This window comes from Chryseobacterium paridis, assembly GCF_016595215.1.
Taxonomy (GTDB): domain Bacteria; phylum Bacteroidota; class Bacteroidia; order Flavobacteriales; family Weeksellaceae; genus Chryseobacterium; species Chryseobacterium paridis.
In genome coordinates, this window is sequence record NZ_JAENHK010000010.1 from 1029978 (window position 1) to 1054725 (window position 24748).

Sequence of the window (24748 nt, forward strand, 5' to 3'; positions counted from 1 at the left end):
ACAATGCCACATATAGAACACACCGATTATTACTCACACATATTGGGAATGAGTATTAAAGTGGAAGTAACAGGCCATTACGGATATCCTATTATTATGTTTCCGACTTCCCAAGGGCTATACACTCAAAATCATGATTTTCATCTTAATGGAAGTATCAATTGGTTTGTGGAACAAGGAAAAGTAAAACTTTATAATCTTCAGACAATTGACAGCTGGAGTTTTTATGATAACGCAATTTCACCACAACAGAGAATAAAAAATTATGAGAGGTATGTTCAGTTTCTCATTCAGGAATTTGTTCCTTACATTCAGAAGCTTCATAAGCTACACAGAGTGGCTATAGCGGGGGCTAGTTTCGGAGGATATCATGCCGCTAATTTTGCATTCCGGTTTCCTGATGTAATATCGCATTTATTCTGTCTTTCCGGAGCATTTACTATTCGAAATTTCATGGATGGATATTCTGATGACTTAGTGTATTACAACTGTCCGAGAGAATTTATAAAAAATGACGAAGCATGGAAGTACAAACATATGCATATTGTACTAAGCACCTCCGATCAGGATATCTGCAAAGATAAAAATCTGGAGATGGCTGAAATTTTAAAATCAAAAGGTATTGATTATTGGTACGATGAAAGAAAATGGATCAATCATGATTGGGCATTGTGGAGAATGGTATTCCCAACATTTATAAGTTCATTTTTCTCCTGAAAATCAGTTCTGGATATTACTCATTAATTTAAAAACACTAAAAACAAGAATTATGGCAAAAAAAGTGGGAATTCTATTTGGTATGGAAGACACATTTCCCTGGGCGTTCATCGATAAAGTAAATGAATTGGGAGGTGGAGAGATTATAGCAGAACCTGTTCATATTGATAAGCTGGAACAGGGTGCTGATTATGGTTATGCTGTTATTATAGACAGAATTTCTCATGATGTCCCTTTTTACAGAGCTTATCTAAAAAATGCAGCATTGAATGGAACTTATGTCATTAATAATCCTTTTTGGTGGAGTGCTGACGAAAAATTCTTCAATAATGCACTAATGACAAAACTGGGAATCCCTCTTCCTAAAACGGTTTTGCTACCATCACATGAAAGGCCGACAAATACTTCGGAAACATCATTCAGAAATCTAAAATTCCCTCATGATTGGGAGTACATATTCGATTATGTGGGTTTTCCCGCATATATGAAACCTCATGATGGTGGCGGATGGAGAAATGTATACAGGGTGGATAATCCGGAAGACTTATGGAATAAGTTGGGTGAAACAGAACAACTTGTAATGATGGTTCAGGAAGAAATTATTTTCGATGATTATTACAGGGTATATTGTCTGGGAAAAAAATATGTGCATATTATGCCTTATGAGCCTAGAAATGAACCTCATTTAAGATATGCAACCACACATCAGACTGATGGAGAAGAATTAGAAAAATTGTTAAAAACCATCCATGACTATACCATTACAATGAACAAGGCTTTAGGATATGATTTTAATACTGTAGAATTCGCCGTAAGAGATGGAATTCCTTATGCTATTGATTTCTGTAATCCAGCTCCTGATGCTGACAGAAATTCGGTTGGAGAAGAAAATTTCGCATGGATTGTAGAACATGCAGCTAAATTTTCCATCGAAAAGGCTAAAGAATATATTCCAGGAAAACCTAATATTTCCTGGGGAAGTTTTGTAAAAGATTCAGTAAGATAAATCATTGAAAGAGAAAATAAAAAAACACGAAAGGAGATGCACCAGTTTACTATAGGAATCGAAGAAGAATATCAGATCATTGATGTTGAAAGCAGAGATCTTGTCTCTCACGTTTCCAAAATTATTGAAGGTGGAAAAGCTGTTTTAAGTGAAAATTTAAAACACGAAATGCACGAGTCCATGATTGAAATGGAAACAGGCATTTGTCAGAATATCCAGGATGCAAGAACGGAACTTACGAATCTGAGAAGACATCTGATCAATATTGCTCACGAACAAGGGCTTCGTGTAGCAGGAGGAGGAACACATCCTTTTTCACACTGGTCAGATAATCCGATAAACCAAGGGGAACGCTATGTAAAGATTGTAGATGATATGGGTGATGTAGCGAGAGAAAATCTAATATTCGGGCTTCATGTCCATATTGGAATTCCTAACCGGGAGGAAGGAGTACGAATTCAAAATGTGATGCGGTATTTTCTTCCCCATGTCTATGCGTTGTCTACTAATTCTCCTTTCTGGATTGGAAGGAATACGGGTTTTAAGTCTTATAGACAAGAGATCTTTGTGAAATTTCCGAGAACCGGAATTCCAAGCTACTTTAACTCACTGGCTGAATTTGATAGTTATGTAGATCTACTAGTAAAAACGGGAACAATTGATAATGCTAAAAAGATCTGGTGGGATCTTCGTGTACATCCATTCTACCCTACTATTGAGTTTAGAATTTGCGACATGCCTTTGAGAATAGATGAAACCGTTTGTCTGGCAGCGATCATGCAAAGTCTGGTCGCAAAAATTTATAAACTTCATCAGCAAAACTTAAGCTTCAGAAGCTATAGAAGATTATTACTTAACGAAAATAAATGGCGTGCCTCTAAAAGTGGAATTGATGCCCACCTGATCGATTTTGGTAAGGAAGAATCTGTTCCTTATCCTGATCTGTTAAAAGAATTGCTTGAATTTATTGACGACGTTGTAGATGATCTGGGATGCCGAAATGAAGTAGAATATGCATGGAAAATTCTGGAGAACGGAACTGGCGCAGACAGACAACTTCAAATTTTCAGAGAGACTGGTGATCTTACGAAAGTGGTAGATTATATGATTTCAGAAACAGAATATGGCATTACTCACGGCGAAACCATTTCATGATATTTTTGGTAACTTTGCAAAAATATGATGTATGAAAGATATTAGAATCGCGTTGCTGGACATGAATAACAACCATGTAAATCAAGGATTTAGAAATATTAAAGAAATCTCTGAAACCTTTAAGCGAAATTCTGAGGAAAATGTGAGTATTAGTGTGTTTGATGTAAGATACAAGGATGAAATCCCCAATATCGAAGAATTTGATATTTTTATATCATCCGGAGGTCCGGGGAATCCACACAGAGAAGGACTAGAATGGGAAACGAGATATGCAGACTTTTTAGATTCTGTATATGACCATAACAAACATAAAGAAGACAAAAAATACTTATTTCTGATTTGCCATTCTTTTCAATTAGCTAGTATTCATTGGAATCTGGGAAATGTGTGTCCAAGAAAATCCTATTCATTTGGAGTGATGCCCATTCATAAAACAGAAGATGGTGAAAATGAATTCTTATTTAAGAATCTTTTAAATCCTTTTTATGGAGTAGATTCAAGAGCTTATCAGTTTATTGAACCTGATCATAATCGTTTTGAAGAATTAGGAATGAAAATCGTTGCGATTGAGAAGTTCCGCCCACATATTAATCTGGAGAGAGCAATAATGGCTATCCGTTTTTCAGAAGAGATCTTTGGCACTCAGTTTCATCCTGAAGCAGATCCTGCAAGTATGATCGAAAATCTAAAAGATGAAAAAAACAAGGAGGCTATGATTGAGAACTTCGGAATGGAAAAATATCTTGAAACATTGGACAGAATTGACGATGAGGATAAAATTGTTTTGACAAGAGCACAAATTCTTCCCACATTTTTGCAACATGCAAAAAAGAACATATTAAAAGGAGCTGGTGCAATGGCTTAAAGCAGAATAAACAAATAAACCTAACTATATAAATCGAGCAAAATTGCTCGATTTTTTAAAATCACAACGAAAAAGAATATGATCCCAAAATACAGAAAACAATTCAACGAAGAATTTTCACCCGAAAAATATAATCAACTTAAAGCTTCATTAAAACAAAAGAGTGGTATCGAACCTGCATTTAGAATTTCTGAAAGCCCACTGTTCCTCACCAAAACGTTCGAAAAAAAACTTATTGATGCCAGTGAGCGTATTATTGATCAGATTAAAGCTTTGCCCACTGAAACACTTCAAAAGGCAGTTCCTGAAAATTGTAATGTTCCGAATGACACGGATCATAGTCATTTTTTCACTATTGATTTTGGAATCTGCAGAAGCGAAAATGGAGAAATAGAGCCACAATTGATAGAATTGCAGGCTTTCCCCTCTCTATATGCTTTTCAAAAAACTTTTGAAAATACATTTTGTGAGATTTATCCTTTTCTTTCAGAAATCAAAAATCCAATGCCTAATGATCAATTCATAAGCTACTTAAAAGAAGTGATCGTAGGTGATGAAAATCCTGAAAATGTAATCTTGCTGGAAATTTTCCCGGAGCAGCAAAAAACTGCAATTGATTTTGCTCTTACGGAGAAGCTATTGGGAATAAAAACAGTTTGCCTTACTAAAGTAAAAAAAGAAGGGAAAAATTTGTACTACGAACATAATGGTAATTTAATACCAATCAAAAGGATTTACAATCGGGTAATTTTTGATGAATTAGACCGGATTCCTGATCTTAAAACAGAATTCAATTTTCGTGAAGAAGTTGATGTAAAATGGATCACGCATCCAAATTGGTTTTTTAAAATTTCAAAATATCTTTTGCCTTTATTAAAACATCAGTTTGTTCCTAAAAGTTATTTCCTTCATGAATTTCCGGGAAACGAAGACCTTGGGAACTATGTATTAAAACCCTTATTTTCATTTGCAGGAAGTGGAGTCAACTTGAATCCTACAAGAGAAATAACGGATGCTATACAAGACAAGGAAAATTATATTCTACAAAGAAAGGTACACTATGAGCCTATTTTTGAAGATATTAATGGTGAATTTTCAAAAGCAGAAATTCGTTTATTGTATATTTGGCGGGAAAATGACGAACGCCCTATTCTATTGGAAAATTTAGGAAGAATGACTAAAGCTGCAATGGTGAATGTTGATTTTAATAAGAAAGATGCCATATGGATTGGAAGTTCCAATGTTTTCTTTGGTGAGGATTAAAAATTTATGACAAAAAATACTATGGAACAGGAATCAGCTTTTGAGGAGTTTGATCTAAAAAACAATTTTACAAGAAGGCGGGATTTATTACCTGTATGGATTAAAATCTTCATCTGGTTATTTTTAATTGGTGGTACTACTGCCGCTATACTGTTGATTTCAGGATCTTTTTTAACCAATGTTTCTTTATCGATATATGGAATACAGGCCAATCATCCGTATACAATACCGGGACTTATTATTTGTGCTCTTTTGATCCTTAAAGGGATTGTTGCTTACGGACTTTGGTTCGAGCAGGAATGGGCACCGAAAGCAGCTATAATTGATGCTATAGTGGGTATTGCATCCTGCACCATTATGATGGTTATCATTCCTTTTGTTAGTTCTACGATCAGCTTTACATTGAGGCTAGAACTTATCCCTTTATACTATTATTTGATAAAAATGAGGCAAATTGAAAAGAGCTGGATAAGCATATGACATAAAAACTTCAGATCAAATTTGGACAAAATTGATGATTCAAAAAAGAAACGCGAACTAATAAGTTCGCGTTTTTTATATCTATAAATGTTTATCGTCTTCCAGTAATTCTTTTGCCTGATATTCCTGTACAAGGTCTATGGCATTTGAAATCACATCGCTTAATGCAGTAATAAAAGTTCCGTCTTCTGCCATTCCCATCGCATGCTTCAATGCTTCAATTTCTTTGGGAATGATTTCGTAGCTTACATCTCTTCCTGCCTCGTTAATTCCATCTATAATCAGTCCGTTAATTTCTTCTTCCTTTCTACCTCTCAGATGCTTTTCGTTTCTGATAATGATATAATCAAACATTCTTCCAGCTATCTTTCCACATAATCTGATATCTTCATCTCTCCTGTCCCCAACACCAGAAATAATACCAATCTTCTTTGTAGATTCTACATTTTTAAGATAATCTTCGATTGCTTCATAACCATCAGGATTATGAGCAAAATCAATCAGTACTTTAAAACTTTTAAACTTAAATATATTCAATCTTCCCGGAGTAAGCTGTGCACTTGGAATGAATGTTCTTAGTGAATTTGAAATATCTTCAATTCCAAAACCATATAGATAACATGCCAAACTTGCTGCCAGAACGTTAGCAATCATAAATCGGGCTTTCCCTTCCATCGTAATTGGGAAATCTTTTGCTTTTCCAATTCTGATCTTCCAATCTCCTTTTTTGATGGTTACAAAACCTTCTTCATATACACAGGTAATCTTTCCCTCTTTCGCAAATTTTTTGATGTATGAATTGTTTTCGTCCAAACTAAAAATAGCAATATTGCTATCCAGATCATTAATAATCCGCATTGAATACTCATCATCAGCATTCATCACACTCCAGCCATTTTTCTTTACGCTGTCGAGAACTACTCTTTTTACTTTTGTGAGATCTTTTAAATTGTGAATATCATTCATTCCCAAATGATCTTCTTTGATATTCGTCAAAACTCCAATATCACATTGAGAAAATCCAAGACCAGAACGTAAAATTCCACCTCTCGCAGTTTCCAACACAGCAAACTCTACAGTAGGATCTTTCAAAACAAACTCAGCAGAAAGTGGGCCTGTTGTATCTCCTTTTGTGAGCATCGTATTTTGAATATAAATACCATCAGATGTTGTAAACCCTACTCTATAACCGTTATTCTTTACAATATGAGAAATAAGTCTTGTAGTAGTTGTTTTGCCATTGGTTCCTGTTACCGCAATAATAGGAATGGTAAATGGTTTTCCCGGTGGATAAAGCATATCTACAACCGGAGCAGCAACATTTCTTGGAAGTCCTTCACTTGGCGCCAGATGCATTCTGAATCCCGGAGCTGCGTTAACTTCAATTATTGCACCACCACTTTCTTTAAGGGGTTGCGTTAAGTTTTCAGCCATGATATCAATTCCACAAACATCCAATCCAATGATCTTCGAAATTCTTTCAGCCATTGTAATATTCTCCGGATGTACCATATCGGTCACATCAATTGAGGTTCCTCCGGTTGAAAGGTTTGCCGTTGATTTTAGAAAAACAATCTCTCCTTTTTGAGGGATCGTTTCTAATGTATAATTTAGTTTTTCCAGAAGTTCCAGGGTATCTTTATCAATCTGAATTTCAGTTAAGACATTTTCATGACCATACCCTCTTCTTGGATCTTTATTTTCTTTTTCAATAAGCTTTTCAATATTCAGTTCTCCATCACCTACAATATGAGCAGGAACTCTTCTTGCTGCAGCCACCATTTTATTATCTATTACAAGAACCCTGAAGTCGTATCCTGTAATATATTTTTCAACAATTGTCTTCTTGGAATATTTCTGGGCATGCTCCAGGCCAATTTTAGCACCTTCCCAATCGTTTACATTAATCGATGAGCCTTTTCCATGATTTCCATCTAAAGGTTTAAGAACAATTGGATATCCAATTCTTTTAATAACTCTTTCTAATCCTTCTTCATCAATTACCAGATCTCCAATAGGAACAGGAATTGCTGCATCATGAAGCATCTTTTTTGTCAGTTCTTTGTTACAAGCAATATCTACTGCGATAGAACTAGTTTTCCCTGTAATTGTAGCCTGAAATCTTTGTTGATTGATACCATATCCCAATTGAACTAAAGAATTAGTTCCCAATCTTATCCAAGGAATTTTTCTTGAAACAGCCTCTTCCACAATACTTCCTGTAGATGGACCTAAACGAACACGTTCTCTGATCTCTTTTAATCTATGAACACATTCATTAATATCATATTCTTTTCCTTCGATCAAGGCCTCAGCAATTTTCACAGCTTCTTCAGCTGCATATATCCCTGCATTCTCTTCAATATAATCAAATACAACATTATAAACTCCCGGAGTTTTCGTTTCACGTGTTCTTCCAAAGCCGGTATCCATTCCTGCTAATGTTTGGATTTCCAGAGCAATATGCTCTATAACGTGTCCCATCCAGGTTCCTGTTTCTACTCTATGAAAAAAACCACCTCTTACTCCTTCCGAACATCGATGGGTAATCAAAGACGGTATCATTTTTTCTATACGTTCTCTGAACCCTTCTATTTTATTGGTAGGAAAATTTTCCATCTCTTCAAGATCCAATCTCATCTGTATCAGCTTCTTCCTTCTGATGCTCCAAATATTTGGACCACGCAGAGCCTGTATCTTCTCAATTTTCATAGTCAATTTGCATTTTTCTTGATTAATAATAACATCTTCTAAAATCAAAGATAATGTAAAAGCATAAACAAAACCATAGGCAATTTAAAGATTTCTCAAAAAAAAATTAAATATTATTAACAATCTTAAAAACCTCAAAATCAATTTATATGTATTTGATATTTCTCTGAATATTAATAATTTTTTACATTTGCATACTATGATGAAACCCGTTGGAAAATTAATTGTTATCGGTGGTGCTGTAAATAAAGGAAGCTTTGCAGAAACCGATTATGATCAGAATATAGAAAAGAACCTTAATTTTTTTGAAAGAGGTATTTTAAGAAAGATCATTAATGAGTCTAAGTTAAAAGAGAACTCTGTAATAGAAATAGTAACTACAGCTTCACAAATTCCACAAATTGTAGGAACAGAATATAAAAAGGCTTTTGAGTTTTTAGGTGCTAAAAATGTCAATATTCTTGATATTCATAATCGGGAAGAAGCCAATTCTGATGCAATGGTTGCAAGAGCTAATGCAGCGGATGTGGTAATGTTTACCGGTGGTGACCAGCTGAGACTTACCTCTATTCTTGGTGGAACAAGATTTCATGATACCATTCTATTAAAATATCAGGAGCAGGACTTTATTTATTCCGGGACTTCAGCAGGAGCTGCTGCAGCCTCTGAAAATATGATTTATCAGGGAAGTAGTTCTGAAGCACTTTTAAAAGGAGAAATCAAAACTACACAAGGTTTGGGTCTAATTGACAATGTAATTATTGACACCCATTTTGTACAAAGAGGAAGAATAGGAAGACTTTTTCAGGCTGTTGTCAATAATCCAAGAACATTGGGAATTGGTTTAGGAGAGGACACTGGTCTTTTCATTCACAATGACGTAATGACGGCAGTCGGTTCAGGACTTGTGATTATAGTAGATGGTAGATTCATTAAAGATACCAACCTTACCAATATCAATTTAGGCGAACCTATATCAATAGATAACTTAACAGTACACGTAATGTCCATGAACGATCATTATGATCTTACAACAAAGACATTAACGATAGAAAATTCGCAGTTTAATCCCATTCCACAAGACAAATAGTTGTTTAGAGTGAAAAATTGAAAATGGAGAGTTGAAAAATGTAATACAACTTGAAGGATAATTATTCATATAGTTGTAAGTTTATAACTTTCAACTTTCAATTAATCAAACTATGAAAATAATTATACACGGCGGTTTTTTCTCCGAAAGTGATCAAAGCCATGAAGTAAAAGTGGCCAAACAAAATTCATTAAAAAATATAGCACAGAAGGCTTTTGACTTTCTTCAGTCTCATTCTGCTTTTGATACTGTTGCATATGCCGTATCTCTTTTAGAGGATGATGATCTTTTCAACGCCGGGATTGGTTCTCAGATTCAAAGTGATGGTGTCATCAGAATGAGTGCCGCCATCATGGATGGTGAAACTCAAAAATTGAGTGGTGTCATCAATATTGAGGATGTAAAGAATCCTATTTTTGTGGCTAAAGACTTAATAAAAGAAGATGATCGGGTTCTGGGAGGAAGCGGTGCGAAAAAATATGCATCAGAACATGGTTTCGAAAATTTCTCAACAGAAATCCCTCAAAGAAGAAAAGAATATGAAGCCAAGCTTCTCAATGGAGGAAAAGGAACTGTAGGCTGCGTTGCCATTGATCAAAATGGAAAGCTAGCTGTTGCAACTTCCACAGGAGGAAAAGGTTTTGAAATTCCGGGAAGAATTTCTGATTCTGCAACCGTTGCCGGAAATTACGCCAATTCATTCTGCGCAGTAAGTTGTACGGGTGTCGGAGAAGATATTGTAAGCAATGCAACGGCAACAAAAATTGTCACAAGAGTTACTGATGGGATGAATTTAAAAGATGCATTCGATAAAACTTTTGGAGAGCTAAAAACAATTGACGGATTTGCCGGTGCTATTGCCATTGATAAAGACGGAAATGTCTATCATCAAGACTCTTATCCTACCATGGTCTTTGCAAGTTTTGATGGTGAAAATTTCGAAGTTTTTAATTAATTTAACATTTTTTTATTACTATAATATTTTTTTTGGCACGCATTTTACATGATACTTAACAACAAATTTTAATATTAATTGTAAAAAAATAGAAATCATGGGAAATAAGACAAACGGATTATTAGCTTTATTAGGTTTAGGTGCTTTAGCATATTGGAAATATAAAAAATCTACTCCTGAAGAACAGCAAGCAGTAAAAGATAAGATCAATAATGTAAAAGATAATGTTAATAAATGGGGTAATGATCTTAAGGCAAAGGCAAATGATGTAGCTTCACAAGTCCAGGATAAAGTAGATGAAGCAAAAACAAAAGCTCAGGATTCTTTAAGTTAAAACAAGTTTTTTTAACATTCATATATAGAAAAGTCATCGTAGTATAATATTACGATGACTTTTTTTGTGCTGATAACCCAAACACTAAAGGTATTTTATTTCCAAATTGCGGTATTCTCCATTTTCCTTTTTCAAACTCTTCTGTGTGTTTAAAACAGGCATAAGGAGACCAATCAAATTCCTGGAAATTTTCTATCTCAACATTATTATTAATTAAACTCTGAATAACTTCTGTTAGTGAATGATTCCACATCACATATTCCTGAACAATATTTGCTGAAGGATCAGCATAAGTCCCTTCATATGTTTCTACAATCGGTTTTTCATTAAAATAATTATAGGCAACCTGAGTAAAATCATCATCAAACATCCATACTACCGGATGAAATTCTGCCATAACGAATTTCCCATTTGGTTTCAGGAAATGGGCAATCACTTCTGCCCATTTATTTAAGTCGGGAAGCCAGCCTATTGTTCCATAGCTTGTAAATACTATATCAAATTTTTCATCTAAAATATCTGGAAGAGTATAGACGTCAGAACAGATAAACTGGGTATTTGTTTTACACTGCAAAGCGAGATCTTTAGCCGTATTGATTGCTTTATCAGATAGATCAATCCCTGTAACTTTTGCTCCCTTTCTTGATAATGAAATGGAATCCTGACCAAAATGACATTGAAGATGAAGGATAGTCTTTCCTTCAATATCTCCCAAAAGATCAAGCTCAATTGAGTTGAGAGAAGTTTTCCCTTTTAAAAACTCTTCAACGAAATAAAAATCCGATTTCAAATGAGGCTCTACCTTAGCATTCCAGGAGTTTTTGTTGATTTCTAAATAATTTTCCATGGTTAAATTCTGTGGGTAATGGTGTTTTTACCTCAGACAATATTAATCATATTTTGGCAATTATTCATTTTGAAATTCTCTGGTCGGAATTACAATGGAGGTATAGGCACAGTAAACCTCCCATCCCAACGATTCGTATAATGATTTACCTTCCGGCGTTGCAACCAAAAAATTGTTATATGCTCCTTTTGATAGCGCAATTTTTTCTAATTCTTTCATTACAAAAGAACCCAAACCTTTCCGTCTATGATTAGGATCAGTGATGATCTGATCGTAAACCGCCAAATCATCAACAATAGCTACTCTACCTATCGCCGCTTGCTCTCCCATCTCTTTAGTAACAATATTAACCACATAGGTGGAATTATATTGTTCATATTCAAGTTGATAATCTTCAGGAAGCTCACGATCTAGAAAATGCATAGTATGGAAGCATGACATCATATATTGATCTCCTTGAACTTCCCATCTTGAAGGTATTTTATCTTTAAATGTTTCAAAAGCTGAAGATACTTTTAAAAAGACCAAGGGCTCGTTAATTGATTCGGATAATTGAATAAAATCTTCATTAGGCTCACAAAATAAATAGCGTTTTTTCTGCGTAGGAGCATTAACATCCACTGTAAAACCAGATTTGTATGGGACGGGTAAAGGTAATTCTCTGGATAGCGACCATCCTTTCAGCCATTTTTCTATTACATCAATAGAAGCTTTGTTTTTCATAATTTGGCTATTAAAACTTGGATATAAATATAGCAATTGATTGACTGTGTCTCACAACAAATATAGATTATATTCATCTCAAATATTAAAATTAATCACCATCTTTAACATAGTATAATTTTAAAATAAAAAAATAATTTCATGGATAAGAAGCATATCGTAATTATAGGTCTCGGTGGTGTTGGTGGTTATTTTGGTTTTAAGATCACTCAAAATAATGAGGCTTTTCAACAATATAATATATCATTTGTTGCAAGAGGTGAAACCTATAAAAAATTAAAAGAAGAAGGCTTAACGTTGATTTCTCCTGAACATCGTCGCAGTAAAACCCACCCTGATGAAGTTTATGAACATATTAAAGATATACCACATCCTGATTTGATATTGGTTTGTGTGAAAGAGTATGATTTAGAAAGAGTTTGTACCGATTTAAAAGAAGTCATCAATAAAGAGACTGTTTTGCTGCCAATGATGAATGGTGTTGATATTTATGAAAGAATGAGAAAAGTTCTTCCAGATACTATTATTTTACCATCATGCATTTATATTGCTTCTCATATTAAAGAAAAAGGAGTTATTGAGCATAAAGGGAAAGGAGGGAAAATAATTTTTGGTAAAGATCCCCTGCACCCTTCTCAGGATGTCAGTTGGGTATTGAGTGCACTGGATGAAAGCAGAATCGATTTTGATTTTAAAGATAATCCATCGAGTGATATTTGGACGAAATTCACTTTCATAGCAAGTTTTGGATTGGTTACAGCCAAACACAATTCATCTATGGGTAAGGTTTGTACAGATCCTTTGCAAAAAAATGAGGCTACAGAAATAATGAAGGAAATAGAATTAATTGCTCATAAGAAAGATATTTTTCTTGCAAAAGATCTCATTAAAAAAACTTTTGAAAAAGCGTCTACATTTCCATTTGATACTCCAACTTCTATACAATTGGATATTAATTCAGGAAAGGAAAATAGTGAATTGGAATTATTTGCCGGAGCCATTATAAGATATGGAAAAGAACTGGGGATAGAAGTTCCCTTTACTCAGAAAATATATGAAGATTTAAAAGCTAAAATTAACTCATAAAAAAGGCCTTCTCAAAATTGAGAAGGCCTTTTTTATTTTTTAGTTCTGCTATTCTTTATCCCAGAAACTCTTCCAGAGAAACTGTTTTCTGTTCGCCAGCTTCAAGATCTTTAAAAGTTACTGTTCTGTTTTTAATCTCCTCCTCTCCTAAAAATACAAGATTTTTGATTCCTTTCTTTTCCGCGTAGGTAAACTGTTTATTTATTTTTGCACTTTCCGGATACAGTTCAGCTGAAATACCTTTTGCTCTTAGCTGCATAATTAGTTTTAAAGCTTCTAAAGTTTCTTCACCTCCGAAATTAGCAAACAAATACTCCACCTTTGATGTAGCTTCTGCTGGGAATACTCCCAATTCTTCCATCACTAAATAAATTCTATCCAGTCCGAAAGAGATACCAATTCCAGGAATGTTTTTAACCCCGAAAACGGCTGTCAAGTTATCATATCTTCCACCACCACCGATAGAACCCATTTGTGCTTCATCAGCTTTAACCTCAAAAATAGCTCCTGTGTAATAATCCAACCCTCTTGCTAAAGTAATATCGAAAACAAGGTTCTGACTATCTACACCAAGGCTTAGAGACTGTGTAAGGACAAATTCTAACTCCTCTACTCCTTTTAAACCTATTTCATTTCCAAAAAACTTTTCTTTCAACTGAAGAAGGTTTTCCAGGGCATCATTTGATTGAGAGAATAAGAAATCTAATTTATCAATTGATTCCTGAGAAATTTCTCTTTCCAACAATTCTTTTATGACTCCGTCTTTTCCTATTTTATCTAACTTATCCAGAGCTACTGTAAAGTCAATTAATTTATCTGTGATTCCTGCATATTCAGTCAATCCGGAAAGAATCTTTCTATTGTTAACATGAATGGTTACAGAAACTTTTAGATCTGCAAACGATTTCAGATATAATTGAATCAGGTCTACTTCCTGTAAAAGGCTTTCACTTCCTACTACATCGGCATCACATTGATAGAACTCTCTGAACCTTCCTTTTTGAGGACGATCTGCTCTCCAAACCGGCTGAATTTGATAACGTTTGTATGGGAAGGTTAATTGCCCATGATTCATAGCCACAAATCTTGCAAAAGGTACTGTAAGGTCATAACGAAGGGCTTTGTCTGTAAGACTTTCTGAACTAAAAGGTTTTTCTAATGCTCTTTGAAAATCATTAAGCATTTGGGTTTTCTTATCTTCTTTAGCTTCATTGATACTGGAATTTAAGATCTTAAAAATCAAACGATCCCCTTCTTCTCCATATTTCCCTGTCAATGTAGAAAGGTTCTCAAAACTTGGAGTCTCCAACGGTTGGAATCCAAATAATTCGAAATTATTCTGTAAGATATTGATGATATATTTTCTTCTTGAAACTTCCTGTGCGGTAAAATCTCTTGTTCCTTTTGCTAAACTAGGCTTCATTTGTTTATGATTGATAAATGATGTATCATTATTGATAAGTCATGCAAAAATAAGAAAATGAAAAGACTTTTTAATACAAATCAAGACACGACAAAAGCTGTATAAAATAAATTTGTGATTACTATTCTTCTACAGCAAGCCGCGTGCACTCGTAAATAAGCACTTCAGCTTAGATAACAATCTTGCATTTCAAACAGAGAGAGATTAATAGATTAAAATTTGAATTCGTCAATTGCTGTATCATTAAACAAAATTTTTGTACAAATTTCATGGTTTTTCAGAGCTCCCTGCACACGCCATATAACTGTATATTTTTCTCCACTTCTGGTTTGTTTTCCTCTGGTTGATTTTAAATGATGCTCTTTGAATATATTCTCATATTTCTCAATAACTCCATCTTCGTAAGGAAGACTAATCTGATAAGTATAACGGGTAGTGATTCTGTCAATAACATTCTGGATGTATTTAAAAATAATGAGGAGTAAAACAACAGACACAGAACCAATAATAGCTTCTTTATAATATTCCGCTCCTATGGTCATTCCCAATGCTGCACAAATCCAAATGGTGACGGCTGTAGTAAGTCCGGACACCCTATTATCCTCTTTAAAAATAACTCCAGCACCAACAAAACCTATCCCAGTAATAATGTTAGCTGCTATCCGGTCCGGACTTCCAACTTCGCCAAGACTCAGAGATAACATCGTAAACATACAAGAGCCTAATGTAACTAATATCATCGTCCGCAATCCTGCAGATTTTAATTGATATTCTCTTTCAAGTCCAATTATTCCTCCTATTACAATTGAAAATACAATAGGAACGATATCACTCATTATGTTCATTTGTCTTTTTTTATTTACGTCAAATTATTATTTTTTTATTTTATTTACAAATTACCTCATTAAAAAAATCATTAACTTTTTTAGTACTTATTAATTTCCTCCAGTACTTCAAACCGACAGAAATTATGAACATTTCATAAAAGCTGAAGAAAATATCTCCTCCAGCTTTTCATCATTGGTTTTTTCCGGATCAATTAACAATCAGATACTCTCCAGAATTTCTAATATTTCTTCTCCATAGTTCTCAATTTTATGTTTTCCAAAACCTTTGATATCCAGAAGCTCAGCTTTTTTAGCAGGTTTATATTTGGCAACAGATACCAATTCTTTATTACTGGCTATAAAGTAGATAGGAAGGTTTTGTTCTCTGGCCTTTTCAGATCTCCACAATTTCAATGCATCTAAGATCTTTTCTTCATCTGTGTTCAATACATCGTCTTCCGCAGAATATTTTACACTTTTAGCCTCTTTAACACTTGACACTACAGCTTTTAATTCTTCAAAATATAAAACAACTGACCAATAAAGTTCATCATGTACAAAAGCTGTTTCAGACTTGATAATTTCATGACTTTCGAGAAAATCGTCCAGTGCCTGTTGATCTGTATACAGATACTCTTCAGGCAATCTTATTTTAAAAACTTTTACTTTCATCATGTCTGTTTTTATTATATTATTTATTACCTCCGCCTAACAACAGAATTTCATCAATTCTGATTTCTGTAATGTATCTTTTTACTCCGTCTTTATCATCGTAGGATCTGCAGGTCAGTTTCCCTTCAATCGCAATTTCTTTTCCTTTGGGAACATATTTCTGAAGAATCTCAGCAACCTTTCCAAAGGCAATCAGATTATGCCATTGTGTTTCTTCTACTTTCTCCCCTTTTGCGTTGGTGTAATGATCACTCGTTGCTAAAGACACACTCGCTTTTACATTTCCACTGTCGAAGTTTACCATTTCAACTTCTTTACCTGTGTAACCAATTAATGTTACTTTGTTTCTTAGTGACATAACTATAAATTTTTAAGATTAATAATGTAGATCAGAGACGTTCACTGCTTTCTCAAATCTCTGTTGCAAAGATTGTCATCCCGAAACACTCAAGTCGGTTACAAACTATTTAAATTCATTTGTAGTCGTTTACAAACGGATAATCCGTATCTTTGAATAAATATTCAATCTATGAGAAAAGAGATCAATATATTTGAGTTTCCATTCAATTTAGGCCTTACTAAAAAAAAACATGAGATTGAACCAGGTGTTAAAAAACTTCCTGACTGGCTAAGAAAATTTGATTTTCATTCACAGCTTGATCCTAAGAATATTTTCAGACTTGAGGGACCGGAATATGCAATGAATTTTGATCAGGAAACCCAGGTCAAAAATCCTATCCAAATTATTGAATATGCCCAAAAGCAATCTGAACTGATCTTAAAAAATTATGATCAGAATACTTTCAACATTATGATTGGTGGTGATTGCAGTATTTTAATAGGAACTGCTGTTGCTCTTAAAACGCTTGGAAATTTTGGATTGTTTTATCTCGATGGACACTCCGATTTTATTCCACCCCGACTCTCTCTAAGTGGTGGCGTTGCAGGAATGGATCTGGCCATTGTTTCAGGAATGGGACATGAAAAATTAACCAATATTAATGGATTTAAGCCTTATTTCCTGGAAGAAAACATTTTCTGTGTCGGAAATGCAGAGACAGATGATGAGGAATATGTAAGCGAGGTTATCAATTCTGATGTACATTATTATGATCTGGAAAATCTGCGAGAAAACGGCTTCAGAAAAACATCTGAAAATTTTTTAAAAATGGTTCAGGAAAAAGATCTGGATGGTTTCTTTATTCATTTTGATGTCGATGTTTTAAATGATAAGATCATGCCTGCAGTTGACAGCAGAATGGAAGATGGAATCGACTACAATAATCTTAAAGAAATTTTAATTCCATTGCTTGAAAATACCAAATGTTTTGGAATTGAAATCACTATATTAGACCCTGACTATGATACAGATGGCCTTTATACAAAGGTTTTTATTGAAAATTTAATTCAAATAATAAAATTATAAAGAAGAATACATGAAGCAGAAAATAAAAAGAACATTCAGAGTTTCAAAATATGTAATTTATAAAGAAACCCTAGTAGATTACAAAGAGCATTTCTGGTCTTTTCTGGGAGCGTTTTTTGGAATTGGAATCATTGCATTTATCCAGTCACACTATCTTTTGGAGCAGGAAAATATTTTTCTGATTGGTTCATTCGGAGCCTCTAGTGTTTTGATCTATGGAGCTATCCAAAGTCCCTTGGCTCAACCGCGGAATTTAGTTGGGGGACATGTTCTTTCAGCATTGGTGGGTGTTACAATTTATAAAATAGTTCCAGATGTTCTTTGGCTATCAGCACCATTGGCTGTAGCATTTTCAATTGTTTTAATGCAGTACACCAAAACCTTACATCCGCCAGGAGGTGCTACAGCACTGATTGCCGTTACTTCCTCAGGAAAAATACCTGAATTGGGATATTGGTATGTCCTATCTCCTGTTCTGTCAGGATGCATTATCTTACTCCTTGTTGCCTTATTTTTCAATAATATTACTTCCAACAGGAGCTATCCTAATCACAGCAGATTTATAAGGCTATTAAAGAAAAAACATGAACACAATATGAAAAGATAAAAGTATGAATTGTCTCGAATGTGGCGAAAAGATCATCGGAAGGTCAGACAAAAAATTCTGCAATGATGCCTGCCGCAACGCCTACAACAATAAGCAGAATAAAGATTCTAATAATCTGATGCGGAATATCAACAATAAACTCCGTAAAAACTACCGTATCCTGACAGAAATAAATATCGACGGTAAAACTAAAATTGTCCGATCGAAGCTAGATGGCTTGGGTTTTGATTTTGATTACTTCACCAACATAAAGGTTTATAAAAATGGTTCTGAATATAAATTTATTTACGACTATGGTTATAAGCTTTTAGAAGATGATTATGTTTTGATTGTAAGAAATCAGACGTAAGTACACCAACCTAATTAATACCTATGAAAGAAGTTGTCTTAATTACCGGAGCTAATGGAATGGTCGCCCGTGAACTATCTAAAAACCTTGAAAAGGATTATACTGTCCGATTTCTAACCCGGAAAAAAAACAAAGCCAACGAATACGAATGGGATATTCATAAAGGTACAATCGACGAATCTGCATTTGAAAATATAAGCCATGTCATTCATTTGGCTGGAGCCAATATTTCTGAAAAAAGATGGTCGGAAGAGAGAAAAAAAGAAATCATTTCCAGCCGTATTGATGCAGCAAAACTGATCCTCGATACTTTAAAAAAGAAAAATATTCGTTTAAAATCTTTTATTTCTGCTTCTGCTGTTGGAATCTATGGAGCGCAGACTTCACAAAATATTTATGCAGAAGATGATGAAAAAGCAAATGATTTTCTGGGAAAAGTAGTCAGACTCTGGGAAGCTGCTGCCGATGAATTCCTCAAAGAAAATATAGCTGAAAGAGTTGTCAAAATACGAACATCCATTGTCCTTTCTGAAAAAGAAGGAGCATTAAACAAAATGGCAGTTCCTATCAAATTCGGAATCGGTTCACCAATTGGAACAGGAAAGCAATACATGCCGTGGATCCATCTAACAGATATGTGCAGGATTTATGAATTTGCTTTAAAGAATCCGCATGTGCATGGAGCTTATAACTCCGCTTCACCACAACATACTACCAATGAAAATTTCACAGAAAAAATAGCAGAAGTTTTACACAAGCCTTTGTTTATGCCCAATATACCTGCTTTTATATTAAAACTCCTATTTGGAGAGTTGTCTGTAGCCTTATTAGAAGGTTCGCGGGTCGATTCACAAAAAATTCAGGATGCCGGTTTTCAATTTCAATATCCTGATTTGAAAAATGCATTACAGGATCTACTGAAGAAGTAAATTTTATCAGTTTGTTCTTAAAAGATACCTCTTAAGAAAGTATCTGTTCATTATTGAAGTACTTGATTCATCTCTAAATATTACATTATGAAAGACATCATTGTTACCAAAGCACGACAGAATAATCTTAAAAATATTTCTCTGCAAATTCCCAAGAACAAAATCACAGTTTTTACAGGTGTTTCGGGTTCGGGAAAATCTTCATTGGTATTTGAAACCATTGGAGCAGAAGCCCAACGGCAGATCAATGAAACCCAAAATAGTTTTATCAGAAACCGTCTGCAGCATTTTGGGGTTCCGAATGTAGATAAAATTGAAAATCTTAATGTCCCTTTTATCATTAATCAGAAAAGACTGGGTGGAAACGCTCGTTCAACGGTTGGGACTGCAACTGATATTTATGCTTCTCTCCGATTGCTTTTTTCGAGAATAGGTGAACCTTTTGTAGGCTATTCTAATGTATTTTCGTTTAATAATCCGCAGGGAATGTGTCCGGAATGTGAAGGCCTTGGGTTTGTTCAGACTGTAAATATTGGTACCTTATTCGATAAAAATAAATCATTAAATGAAGGAGCCATACAATTTCCAACCTTTCAACCGGGTGGCTGGAGATTGACCCGTTATATTCATTCTGGTTATTTTGATAATGATAAAAAGCTGAAAGACTATACAAACAAAGAATGGGAATTACTTCTGAATGCAGAGGAACATACTCCTAAAAAGCCATCCAAAGAATGGGGAAAAACGGTAAAGTATAAGGGAGTGATTCCGCGGATTGAAAACTCCTTTTTGAAAAAAGATTCTAAGGAAAACATTACCAGAAAAGAAACCTTAAAAAAAGTCATCATCACGAAGAAATGTCCTGTGTGTGAAGGACAAAGATTAAACCCGAAAGTCCTATCCTGCAAAATTAAAGGACAAAACATCGCAGACTGTACAGCTCTGTCAGTCGATGATCTTCTTATTTTTATAAAATCCATTCCATCCGGAACCTATTCTTCAGTTTTACAGGAATTGGAAAAGAAACTTGAAAATCTTATTGATATCGGTTTACAGTATCTTACACTGGACAGGCAGACCGATACGCTTTCCGGAGGTGAATCACAACGAATAAAAATGGTAAAACAGCTGGGAAACAGCCTGGTCGATTTACTTTATATTTTTGATGAACCCAGTATCGGTCTGCATCCTAAAGATATTGATCATATTGTAGACATTATCAAAAAAATAAGAGATAAGGGAAATACAGTTTTAATCGTTGAACACGATCCTGATCTCATTAAAATAGCTGACCTCATCGTAGACATGGGACCTGAATCTGGGAAAAATGGTGGAGAAATAATGTATCAGGGAACTTTTAAAAATTTAAAAAATGCTAAAAGTAAGACAGGTAGTTATTTCAGTAAAACGCGTCATTACAATAAACATCCCAGGTCACCAAAAGGATATATTGAAATAGAAAATGGAAGTCTCTTTAATGTAAAAAATATTAGTGTGAAAATTCCTAAAGGGATCATGACTGTAGTAACAGGAGTTGCCGGTTCCGGAAAAAGCACATTAATTAATAAGATCCTTCCCTTATTTTATCCGGAAGTAACGATTATCGATCAATCTGTTTTTACAGCCAGTAGCCGTTCTAATGTACTGACTTATTTAAACCTTTCAAATACCGTAAGAAAACTTTTTTCACTGGCAAATAAGGTTTCAGATAAGCTTTTCAGCCGTAATGGAGAAGGAGCCTGCCCCAACTGCAAAGGTTTAGGTGTTGAGAAAATAGACCTTGCATTTATGGACGATATCGAACAACCATGTGAAGTATGCCAGGGATCAGGATACAAACCGGAAGTTCTTCAATACCATTATCATAAAAAGAATATTGCTGAGGTCATGGACATGACCGTTTTAGAGGCTTTAAGCTTCTTCCCTAAAACAGAATTCGGACATGATCTTGGCCTACTGATCAAACTTGGATTAGATTACCTTACTTTAGGTCAACGGCTTGACAGTTTTTCCGGTGGTGAAAGACAACGCTTAAAACTGACGAAAGAATTAAATGAAACAGCTCAGGTTATTGTATTAGACGAACCCAGCACCGGACTACATCCTATCGATAATGAAAAGCTATTATCATTTTTTGACGAATTAATAAAAAAAGGCAATACGCTTATTGTGATTGAACATAACCTGGATATCATAGCTCAAGCTGACTGGATCATCGATATTGGACCAGGAGCCGGAAAACTGGGTGGTAAAATTGTGTTTGAAGGAACAGTAGAAAACCTTTTATCTGCACCCCATTCTGCAACTTCAAAATATCTAAAGAAACATCTGAATGGTAAATAATAAAATTAAGGCTTTCTTTTTACAATTCTTCTGAATTTAAAGGGATTTTAAACGGTTTGTTGAAAAAGAAATATTAATTTAGCGGTTACATTGCAGAGAAGTAAAGAGCAGTCTATAACCATGAATGAAAGCTTAATCTTAAAGAATATATCTCAACACATTTCGCTTAGCGATGATGAAGCCGGTTATTTCATTTCCTTATTAAAAGAAAGAAGGATTAAGAAAAAGGAATTGATTCTAAAACAGCAGCAAAGCTGCAAAGAAATAAGCTTTGTTCAGTCAGGTACATTAAGGGCTTTTTATGTTGACTCATCTGGAAAAGAATCCACCATTATGTTTGCAGTCCCCGATTGGTGGATCACAGATATGCACTGTTTTGTCAATCAAAAACCAGCCATACTGAATATTGAAGCATTAGAAGACAGTTCCATTTTACAATTGAAAAAAGATGATTTGGAAGCACTATATTTAAAAGTCCCAAAGTTTGAAAGATTTTTCAGGATCATGATGCAGAATGCATACACCAGGGAACAGCTAAGAATCATAGAGAACCTTTCACTGACGGCTGAAGAGCGATATTATAATTTTCTTCAAAAATATCCTTTGGCAGTGGAGCGGATCACACAAAAGCAAATTGCATCTTATCTCGGGATCACACCGGAATTCTTAAGCACCATCAAAACAAATAAACAAAAAAATAGCACCTCTTAAACTACCTTATTTTTTTCACATGATTTGTTCCTTTATTTTACATTAAAATAAAAAACTATGCTAATACTTATTGCAGGTCCCTACCGAAGTGGTACTAATGATGATCCTCAACTCATTCAACAGAATTTAAACAATCTTGAATCAGCAGCGTTGCCTATTTTCAGAAAAGGACATATTCCGATGATCGGAGAATGGGTTGCTTTGCCATTAATCCATCTTGCTGGCTCTCAACAATTAGGTGATGAAGCGTGGCAGGAAATCCAGTACCCTATCGCACATCGCCTATTGGAGAAGTGTGATGCAATCCTACGTTTGGAAGGTGCATCAAAAGGAGCAGATGAAGATGTAAGAATCGCTAAAGAAAGAGGACTAAAAATTTATTATAATATAGAAGATATCCCCAATGCAGAATAATAAAATAAAAATTGTAAAAACAGAGATTTTATCTGACAACTGGTATACCTTAAACAAGGTTACTTACGAAAAATTAAAAACCGATGGAACAGTAGAAACCCAAAGCAGAGAAGCCTATGACAGAGGGAATGGTGCTACTATTCTACTCTATAATACAAATTCAAAAACTGTTATTTTAACCAGACAATTCCGGCTACCTACTTTCATTAACGGGAATTCAACAGGGATGCTTATTGAAGCCTGTGCAGGATTACTGGACAATGACAATCCGGAAGACTGCATCAAAAGAGAAACCGAGGAAGAAACTGGCTATCAGATTTCCAAAGTAGAAAAAATTTTTGAATCTTATATGTCACCAGGTTCAGTAACTGAAATCCTTTATTTTTTCATTGCAGAATACTCTAAAGATATGAAAATAGCTGATGGTGGCGGGCTTGAAGAAGAGGGTGAAGACATTGAAGTTTTAGAGTTATCTTTCGACGAAGCTTTAAAAATGATCGATACCGGAGAGATAAAAGATGCAAAGACAATCATGCTTCTTCAACATATTCGTATTAAAAATATTTTGTAGCATCATCTTTGCTGCTAAAAAAACTAATATCCATAAAAACTCAATTTAAAATAAAATAAGTATTTTTCACTTCGGATTTCTTAGCATAAAAACTTCTGAAAATGAGGTAAGAAATACATTAAACTTAAAAAATATGAAACGGCAATTTTCATTTATCCTCTTGTTATCGCTATCAATAGCTACTTTTGGCCAGAAAAAGGAAACTATTAAAGAGAAGGCTATTACTGAGCAATTTAAAAATGATTATAAAAAGAAAACTTATCCAAGGTTTGAAGGAAAGATTATAGTTAAAGACACTCAAATCCAATTTGATGATAAAACCATCTTTTATGATAAATCAGATAAGACAACAGGTTTGATATTACAACAAGGACTCATTTATCCGCAGCTCCTCACCGATTATCAAATGGAAAAATTCATCGATGAAAGTACAGATAAAACACAGAAAAGATTTCTGCGCCTTCAAAAAAATCCTCGTGCCGGTTTCGATGTCAATAATGTCAAGCTAAGCAATACAGTAGAACTAGCCTTTGTAGAATCCAATCCAAAAGTCAAAAGATTCAGAATGACCTGCAAGGATAATAAACTGGGGAATCTGATTCAATATCTTTTTGAACTGACCAATAAAAATGCAGGTAAAGAAACTGCTATGGATGAGTTTATTAAAAATTCTACATTGACGTATTTGCAGCAACAGAAAGTCGATTAGAAAGTCTTTAAATGTAGTAATGTCAAATGATTTTAAAAATATCAAGTATTAAACAACTTAATAAATTCTTCTTTTTATTTTTAATTTATCAGATAATTGCAGTAGTGTCACTTTTTGGATGTTATCCTTCGGATATATTTTTTACTCAATATTCAATTTATGGTCTGATCATAACATTTCCCATTTCAATTTTTAGCTTTATGATTAGATTTGCTGAACCAGATTTAGAAATGACAGTAATTATTATTCAATCAGTTATTTTTCTAATATCTGCGTTGATTTATGTATTGCTAAAGCGTAAAATTCAAAAATCAAATGATACAGGATCACATTACTCTTAAAAATCGTTATAAAGAATTCATCACGAAAGTTTGTGAATCTAAAATAGTCTATGTTTTAAAAATTGTTAAGCTACTTCCAACAAATAATAAACAACTAATTAGTGATATTCGTTAAACGATTTGTGTCATTCGTGTTTTAAATGATTTAACCACAAATACCACTAATGTTTACACTAATAGTCACAAATAAACG

Annotated in this window: 26 protein-coding genes; 19 read left to right on the forward strand and 7 right to left on the reverse strand. The window is 34.3% G+C overall.

Translation table 11 applies throughout. The features are described 5' to 3' along the window. Positions 1-3 precede the first annotated feature (3 nt). The 6 genes from JHL15_RS14150 (at position 4) to JHL15_RS14175 (ending at position 5486) form a co-directional block, all read left to right on the forward strand. The gene (locus JHL15_RS14150) at positions 4-717 is read left to right on the forward strand and encodes an alpha/beta hydrolase-fold protein (protein ID WP_200246743.1); all 714 of its coding nucleotides are present in this window, start codon (positions 4-6) and stop codon (positions 715-717) included. A gap of 52 nt (positions 718-769) precedes the next feature. Beyond that, positions 770-1723, forward strand: coding sequence for an ATP-grasp domain-containing protein (locus JHL15_RS14155; protein ID WP_200246745.1), 954 nt, complete (start codon positions 770-772; stop codon positions 1721-1723). A gap of 36 nt (positions 1724-1759) precedes the next feature. Then, positions 1760-2878, forward strand: coding sequence for a carboxylate-amine ligase (locus JHL15_RS14160; protein WP_200246746.1), 1119 nt, complete (start codon positions 1760-1762; stop codon positions 2876-2878). A 31-nt stretch (positions 2879-2909) separates the two neighbouring features. After that, complete coding sequence (locus JHL15_RS14165) at positions 2910-3743, forward strand: type 1 glutamine amidotransferase (protein ID WP_200246747.1); 834 nt, start codon at positions 2910-2912, stop codon at positions 3741-3743. 78 nt (positions 3744-3821) lie between these two features. Continuing rightward, the gene (locus JHL15_RS14170) at positions 3822-5006 is read left to right on the forward strand and encodes a hypothetical protein (protein ID WP_200246749.1); all 1185 of its coding nucleotides are present in this window, start codon (positions 3822-3824) and stop codon (positions 5004-5006) included. A gap of 6 nt (positions 5007-5012) precedes the next feature. Further along, on the forward strand, positions 5013-5486 hold the full coding sequence (locus JHL15_RS14175) for a hypothetical protein (RefSeq protein ID WP_234047778.1): 474 nt from the start codon (positions 5013-5015) through the stop codon (positions 5484-5486). Between the two features lie 81 nt (positions 5487-5567). On the opposite strand, the gene cphA is transcribed toward JHL15_RS14175, so the two are convergent. Next, entirely contained in the window at positions 5568-8198 is a 2631-nt protein-coding gene (gene cphA, locus JHL15_RS14180) for a cyanophycin synthetase (RefSeq protein WP_200246750.1), read from the reverse strand. Between the two features lie 202 nt (positions 8199-8400). On the opposite strand from cphA, the gene JHL15_RS14185 reads away from it, so the two are divergent. The 3 genes from JHL15_RS14185 to JHL15_RS14195 all read left to right on the forward strand — a co-directional run bounded on the left by JHL15_RS14185 (position 8401) and on the right by JHL15_RS14195 (position 10577). Beyond that, the gene (locus tag JHL15_RS14185; RefSeq protein WP_200249176.1) at positions 8401-9288 is read left to right on the forward strand and encodes a cyanophycinase; all 888 of its coding nucleotides are present in this window, start codon (positions 8401-8403) and stop codon (positions 9286-9288) included. Between the two features lie 112 nt (positions 9289-9400). Beyond that, positions 9401-10243, forward strand: coding sequence for an isoaspartyl peptidase/L-asparaginase (locus JHL15_RS14190; protein WP_200246751.1), 843 nt, complete (start codon positions 9401-9403; stop codon positions 10241-10243). A 97-nt stretch (positions 10244-10340) separates the two neighbouring features. Beyond that, a complete protein-coding gene (locus tag JHL15_RS14195) occupies positions 10341-10577 on the forward strand; it encodes a YtxH domain-containing protein (RefSeq protein ID WP_200246753.1) in 237 nt (78 codons plus the stop codon). A gap of 49 nt (positions 10578-10626) precedes the next feature. On the opposite strand, the gene JHL15_RS14200 is transcribed toward JHL15_RS14195, so the two are convergent. Together JHL15_RS14200 and JHL15_RS14205 are read right to left on the reverse strand one after the other, a co-directional pair. Beyond that, a complete protein-coding gene (locus JHL15_RS14200; RefSeq protein WP_200246754.1) occupies positions 10627-11424 on the reverse strand; it encodes a class I SAM-dependent methyltransferase in 798 nt (265 codons plus the stop codon). A gap of 60 nt (positions 11425-11484) precedes the next feature. Further along, positions 11485-12147, reverse strand: a complete 663-nt coding sequence (locus tag JHL15_RS14205; RefSeq protein ID WP_200246756.1) for a GNAT family N-acetyltransferase — start codon at positions 12145-12147, stop codon at positions 11485-11487. 141 nt (positions 12148-12288) lie between these two features. Here JHL15_RS14205 and JHL15_RS14210 point away from each other — a divergent pair, with 141 nt between their 5' ends. Then, the gene (locus tag JHL15_RS14210) at positions 12289-13233 is read left to right on the forward strand and encodes a ketopantoate reductase family protein (RefSeq protein WP_200246757.1); all 945 of its coding nucleotides are present in this window, start codon (positions 12289-12291) and stop codon (positions 13231-13233) included. Positions 13234-13288: 55 nt separating this feature from the next. Here the strand turns inward: JHL15_RS14210 and hisS are convergent, their stop codons facing one another. The 4 genes from hisS to JHL15_RS14230 form a co-directional block, all read right to left on the reverse strand. Further along, positions 13289-14656 (reverse strand): histidine--tRNA ligase, encoded by a 1368-nt coding sequence (hisS, locus tag JHL15_RS14215; RefSeq protein WP_200246759.1) that lies wholly within the window; start codon positions 14654-14656, stop codon positions 13289-13291. 212 nt (positions 14657-14868) lie between these two features. Then, the gene (locus tag JHL15_RS14220; RefSeq protein ID WP_200246761.1) at positions 14869-15501 is read right to left on the reverse strand and encodes an MgtC/SapB family protein; all 633 of its coding nucleotides are present in this window, start codon (positions 15499-15501) and stop codon (positions 14869-14871) included. Positions 15502-15702: 201 nt separating this feature from the next. Continuing rightward, the gene (locus JHL15_RS14225; RefSeq protein WP_234047779.1) at positions 15703-16158 is read right to left on the reverse strand and encodes an HRDC domain-containing protein; all 456 of its coding nucleotides are present in this window, start codon (positions 16156-16158) and stop codon (positions 15703-15705) included. 16 nt (positions 16159-16174) lie between these two features. Beyond that, positions 16175-16513: a single-stranded DNA-binding protein gene (locus tag JHL15_RS14230; protein WP_200246762.1), complete on the reverse strand. Its 339-nt coding sequence runs from the start codon at positions 16511-16513 to the stop codon at positions 16175-16177. Positions 16514-16684: 171 nt separating this feature from the next. Between JHL15_RS14230 and JHL15_RS14235 the strand changes: the two genes are divergently transcribed. The 9 genes from JHL15_RS14235 (at position 16685) to JHL15_RS14275 (ending at position 24214) form a co-directional block, all read left to right on the forward strand. Continuing rightward, positions 16685-17581: an arginase family protein gene (locus JHL15_RS14235; RefSeq protein ID WP_200246764.1), complete on the forward strand. Its 897-nt coding sequence runs from the start codon at positions 16685-16687 to the stop codon at positions 17579-17581. A gap of 10 nt (positions 17582-17591) precedes the next feature. Next, a complete protein-coding gene (locus tag JHL15_RS14240; RefSeq protein WP_200246765.1) occupies positions 17592-18188 on the forward strand; it encodes an HPP family protein in 597 nt (198 codons plus the stop codon). Positions 18189-18192: 4 nt separating this feature from the next. Beyond that, complete coding sequence (locus JHL15_RS14245; RefSeq protein ID WP_200246766.1) at positions 18193-18537, forward strand: DUF2116 family Zn-ribbon domain-containing protein; 345 nt, start codon at positions 18193-18195, stop codon at positions 18535-18537. 23 nt (positions 18538-18560) lie between these two features. Beyond that, the gene (locus JHL15_RS14250) at positions 18561-19466 is read left to right on the forward strand and encodes a TIGR01777 family oxidoreductase (protein ID WP_200246768.1); all 906 of its coding nucleotides are present in this window, start codon (positions 18561-18563) and stop codon (positions 19464-19466) included. An 87-nt stretch (positions 19467-19553) separates the two neighbouring features. Continuing rightward, the gene (locus JHL15_RS14255) at positions 19554-21809 is read left to right on the forward strand and encodes an ATP-binding cassette domain-containing protein (RefSeq protein WP_200246770.1); all 2256 of its coding nucleotides are present in this window, start codon (positions 19554-19556) and stop codon (positions 21807-21809) included. 90 nt (positions 21810-21899) lie between these two features. Further along, on the forward strand, positions 21900-22520 hold the full coding sequence (locus tag JHL15_RS14260; protein ID WP_234047780.1) for a Crp/Fnr family transcriptional regulator: 621 nt from the start codon (positions 21900-21902) through the stop codon (positions 22518-22520). Between the two features lie 57 nt (positions 22521-22577). Next, positions 22578-22934, forward strand: a complete 357-nt coding sequence (locus JHL15_RS14265) for a DUF4406 domain-containing protein (protein ID WP_200246774.1) — start codon at positions 22578-22580, stop codon at positions 22932-22934. Beyond that, positions 22924-23505, forward strand: coding sequence for a GDP-mannose pyrophosphatase NudK (nudK, locus tag JHL15_RS14270; protein ID WP_200246776.1), 582 nt, complete (start codon positions 22924-22926; stop codon positions 23503-23505). The genes JHL15_RS14265 and nudK overlap by 11 nt, the downstream gene beginning before the upstream one ends. A gap of 133 nt (positions 23506-23638) precedes the next feature. After that, on the forward strand, positions 23639-24214 hold the full coding sequence (locus JHL15_RS14275; RefSeq protein WP_200246778.1) for a hypothetical protein: 576 nt from the start codon (positions 23639-23641) through the stop codon (positions 24212-24214). Positions 24215-24748 lie beyond the last annotated feature (534 nt).

Bases quoted from the DNA above. Each gene is read 5' to 3' on its own strand.
- JHL15_RS14150 (WP_200246743.1), top strand. From the start codon at position 4: ATGCCACATATAGAACACACCGATTATTACTCACACATATTGGGAATG.
- JHL15_RS14155 (WP_200246745.1), top strand. From the start codon at position 770: ATGGCAAAAAAAGTGGGAATTCTATTTGGTATGGAAGACACATTTCCC.
- JHL15_RS14160 (WP_200246746.1), top strand. From the start codon at position 1,760: ATGCACCAGTTTACTATAGGAATCGAAGAAGAATATCAGATCATTGAT.
- JHL15_RS14165 (WP_200246747.1), top strand. From the start codon at position 2,910: ATGAAAGATATTAGAATCGCGTTGCTGGACATGAATAACAACCATGTA.
- JHL15_RS14170 (WP_200246749.1), top strand. From the start codon at position 3,822: ATGATCCCAAAATACAGAAAACAATTCAACGAAGAATTTTCACCCGAA.
- JHL15_RS14175 (WP_234047778.1), top strand. From the start codon at position 5,013: ATGACAAAAAATACTATGGAACAGGAATCAGCTTTTGAGGAGTTTGAT.
- cphA (WP_200246750.1), bottom strand. From the start codon at position 8,198: ATGAAAATTGAGAAGATACAGGCTCTGCGTGGTCCAAATATTTGGAGC.
- JHL15_RS14185 (WP_200249176.1), top strand. From the start codon at position 8,401: ATGAAACCCGTTGGAAAATTAATTGTTATCGGTGGTGCTGTAAATAAA.
- JHL15_RS14190 (WP_200246751.1), top strand. From the start codon at position 9,401: ATGAAAATAATTATACACGGCGGTTTTTTCTCCGAAAGTGATCAAAGC.
- JHL15_RS14195 (WP_200246753.1), top strand. From the start codon at position 10,341: ATGGGAAATAAGACAAACGGATTATTAGCTTTATTAGGTTTAGGTGCT.
- JHL15_RS14200 (WP_200246754.1), bottom strand. From the start codon at position 11,424: ATGGAAAATTATTTAGAAATCAACAAAAACTCCTGGAATGCTAAGGTA.
- JHL15_RS14205 (WP_200246756.1), bottom strand. From the start codon at position 12,147: ATGAAAAACAAAGCTTCTATTGATGTAATAGAAAAATGGCTGAAAGGA.
- JHL15_RS14210 (WP_200246757.1), top strand. From the start codon at position 12,289: ATGGATAAGAAGCATATCGTAATTATAGGTCTCGGTGGTGTTGGTGGT.
- hisS (WP_200246759.1), bottom strand. From the start codon at position 14,656: ATGAAGCCTAGTTTAGCAAAAGGAACAAGAGATTTTACCGCACAGGAA.
- JHL15_RS14220 (WP_200246761.1), bottom strand. From the start codon at position 15,501: ATGAACATAATGAGTGATATCGTTCCTATTGTATTTTCAATTGTAATA.
- JHL15_RS14225 (WP_234047779.1), bottom strand. From the start codon at position 16,158: ATGATGAAAGTAAAAGTTTTTAAAATAAGATTGCCTGAAGAGTATCTG.
- JHL15_RS14230 (WP_200246762.1), bottom strand. From the start codon at position 16,513: ATGTCACTAAGAAACAAAGTAACATTAATTGGTTACACAGGTAAAGAA.
- JHL15_RS14235 (WP_200246764.1), top strand. From the start codon at position 16,685: ATGAGAAAAGAGATCAATATATTTGAGTTTCCATTCAATTTAGGCCTT.
- JHL15_RS14240 (WP_200246765.1), top strand. From the start codon at position 17,592: ATGAAGCAGAAAATAAAAAGAACATTCAGAGTTTCAAAATATGTAATT.
- JHL15_RS14245 (WP_200246766.1), top strand. From the start codon at position 18,193: ATGAATTGTCTCGAATGTGGCGAAAAGATCATCGGAAGGTCAGACAAA.
- JHL15_RS14250 (WP_200246768.1), top strand. From the start codon at position 18,561: ATGAAAGAAGTTGTCTTAATTACCGGAGCTAATGGAATGGTCGCCCGT.
- JHL15_RS14255 (WP_200246770.1), top strand. From the start codon at position 19,554: ATGAAAGACATCATTGTTACCAAAGCACGACAGAATAATCTTAAAAAT.
- JHL15_RS14265 (WP_200246774.1), top strand. From the start codon at position 22,578: ATGCTAATACTTATTGCAGGTCCCTACCGAAGTGGTACTAATGATGAT.
- nudK (WP_200246776.1), top strand. From the start codon at position 22,924: ATGCAGAATAATAAAATAAAAATTGTAAAAACAGAGATTTTATCTGAC.
- JHL15_RS14275 (WP_200246778.1), top strand. From the start codon at position 23,639: ATGAAACGGCAATTTTCATTTATCCTCTTGTTATCGCTATCAATAGCT.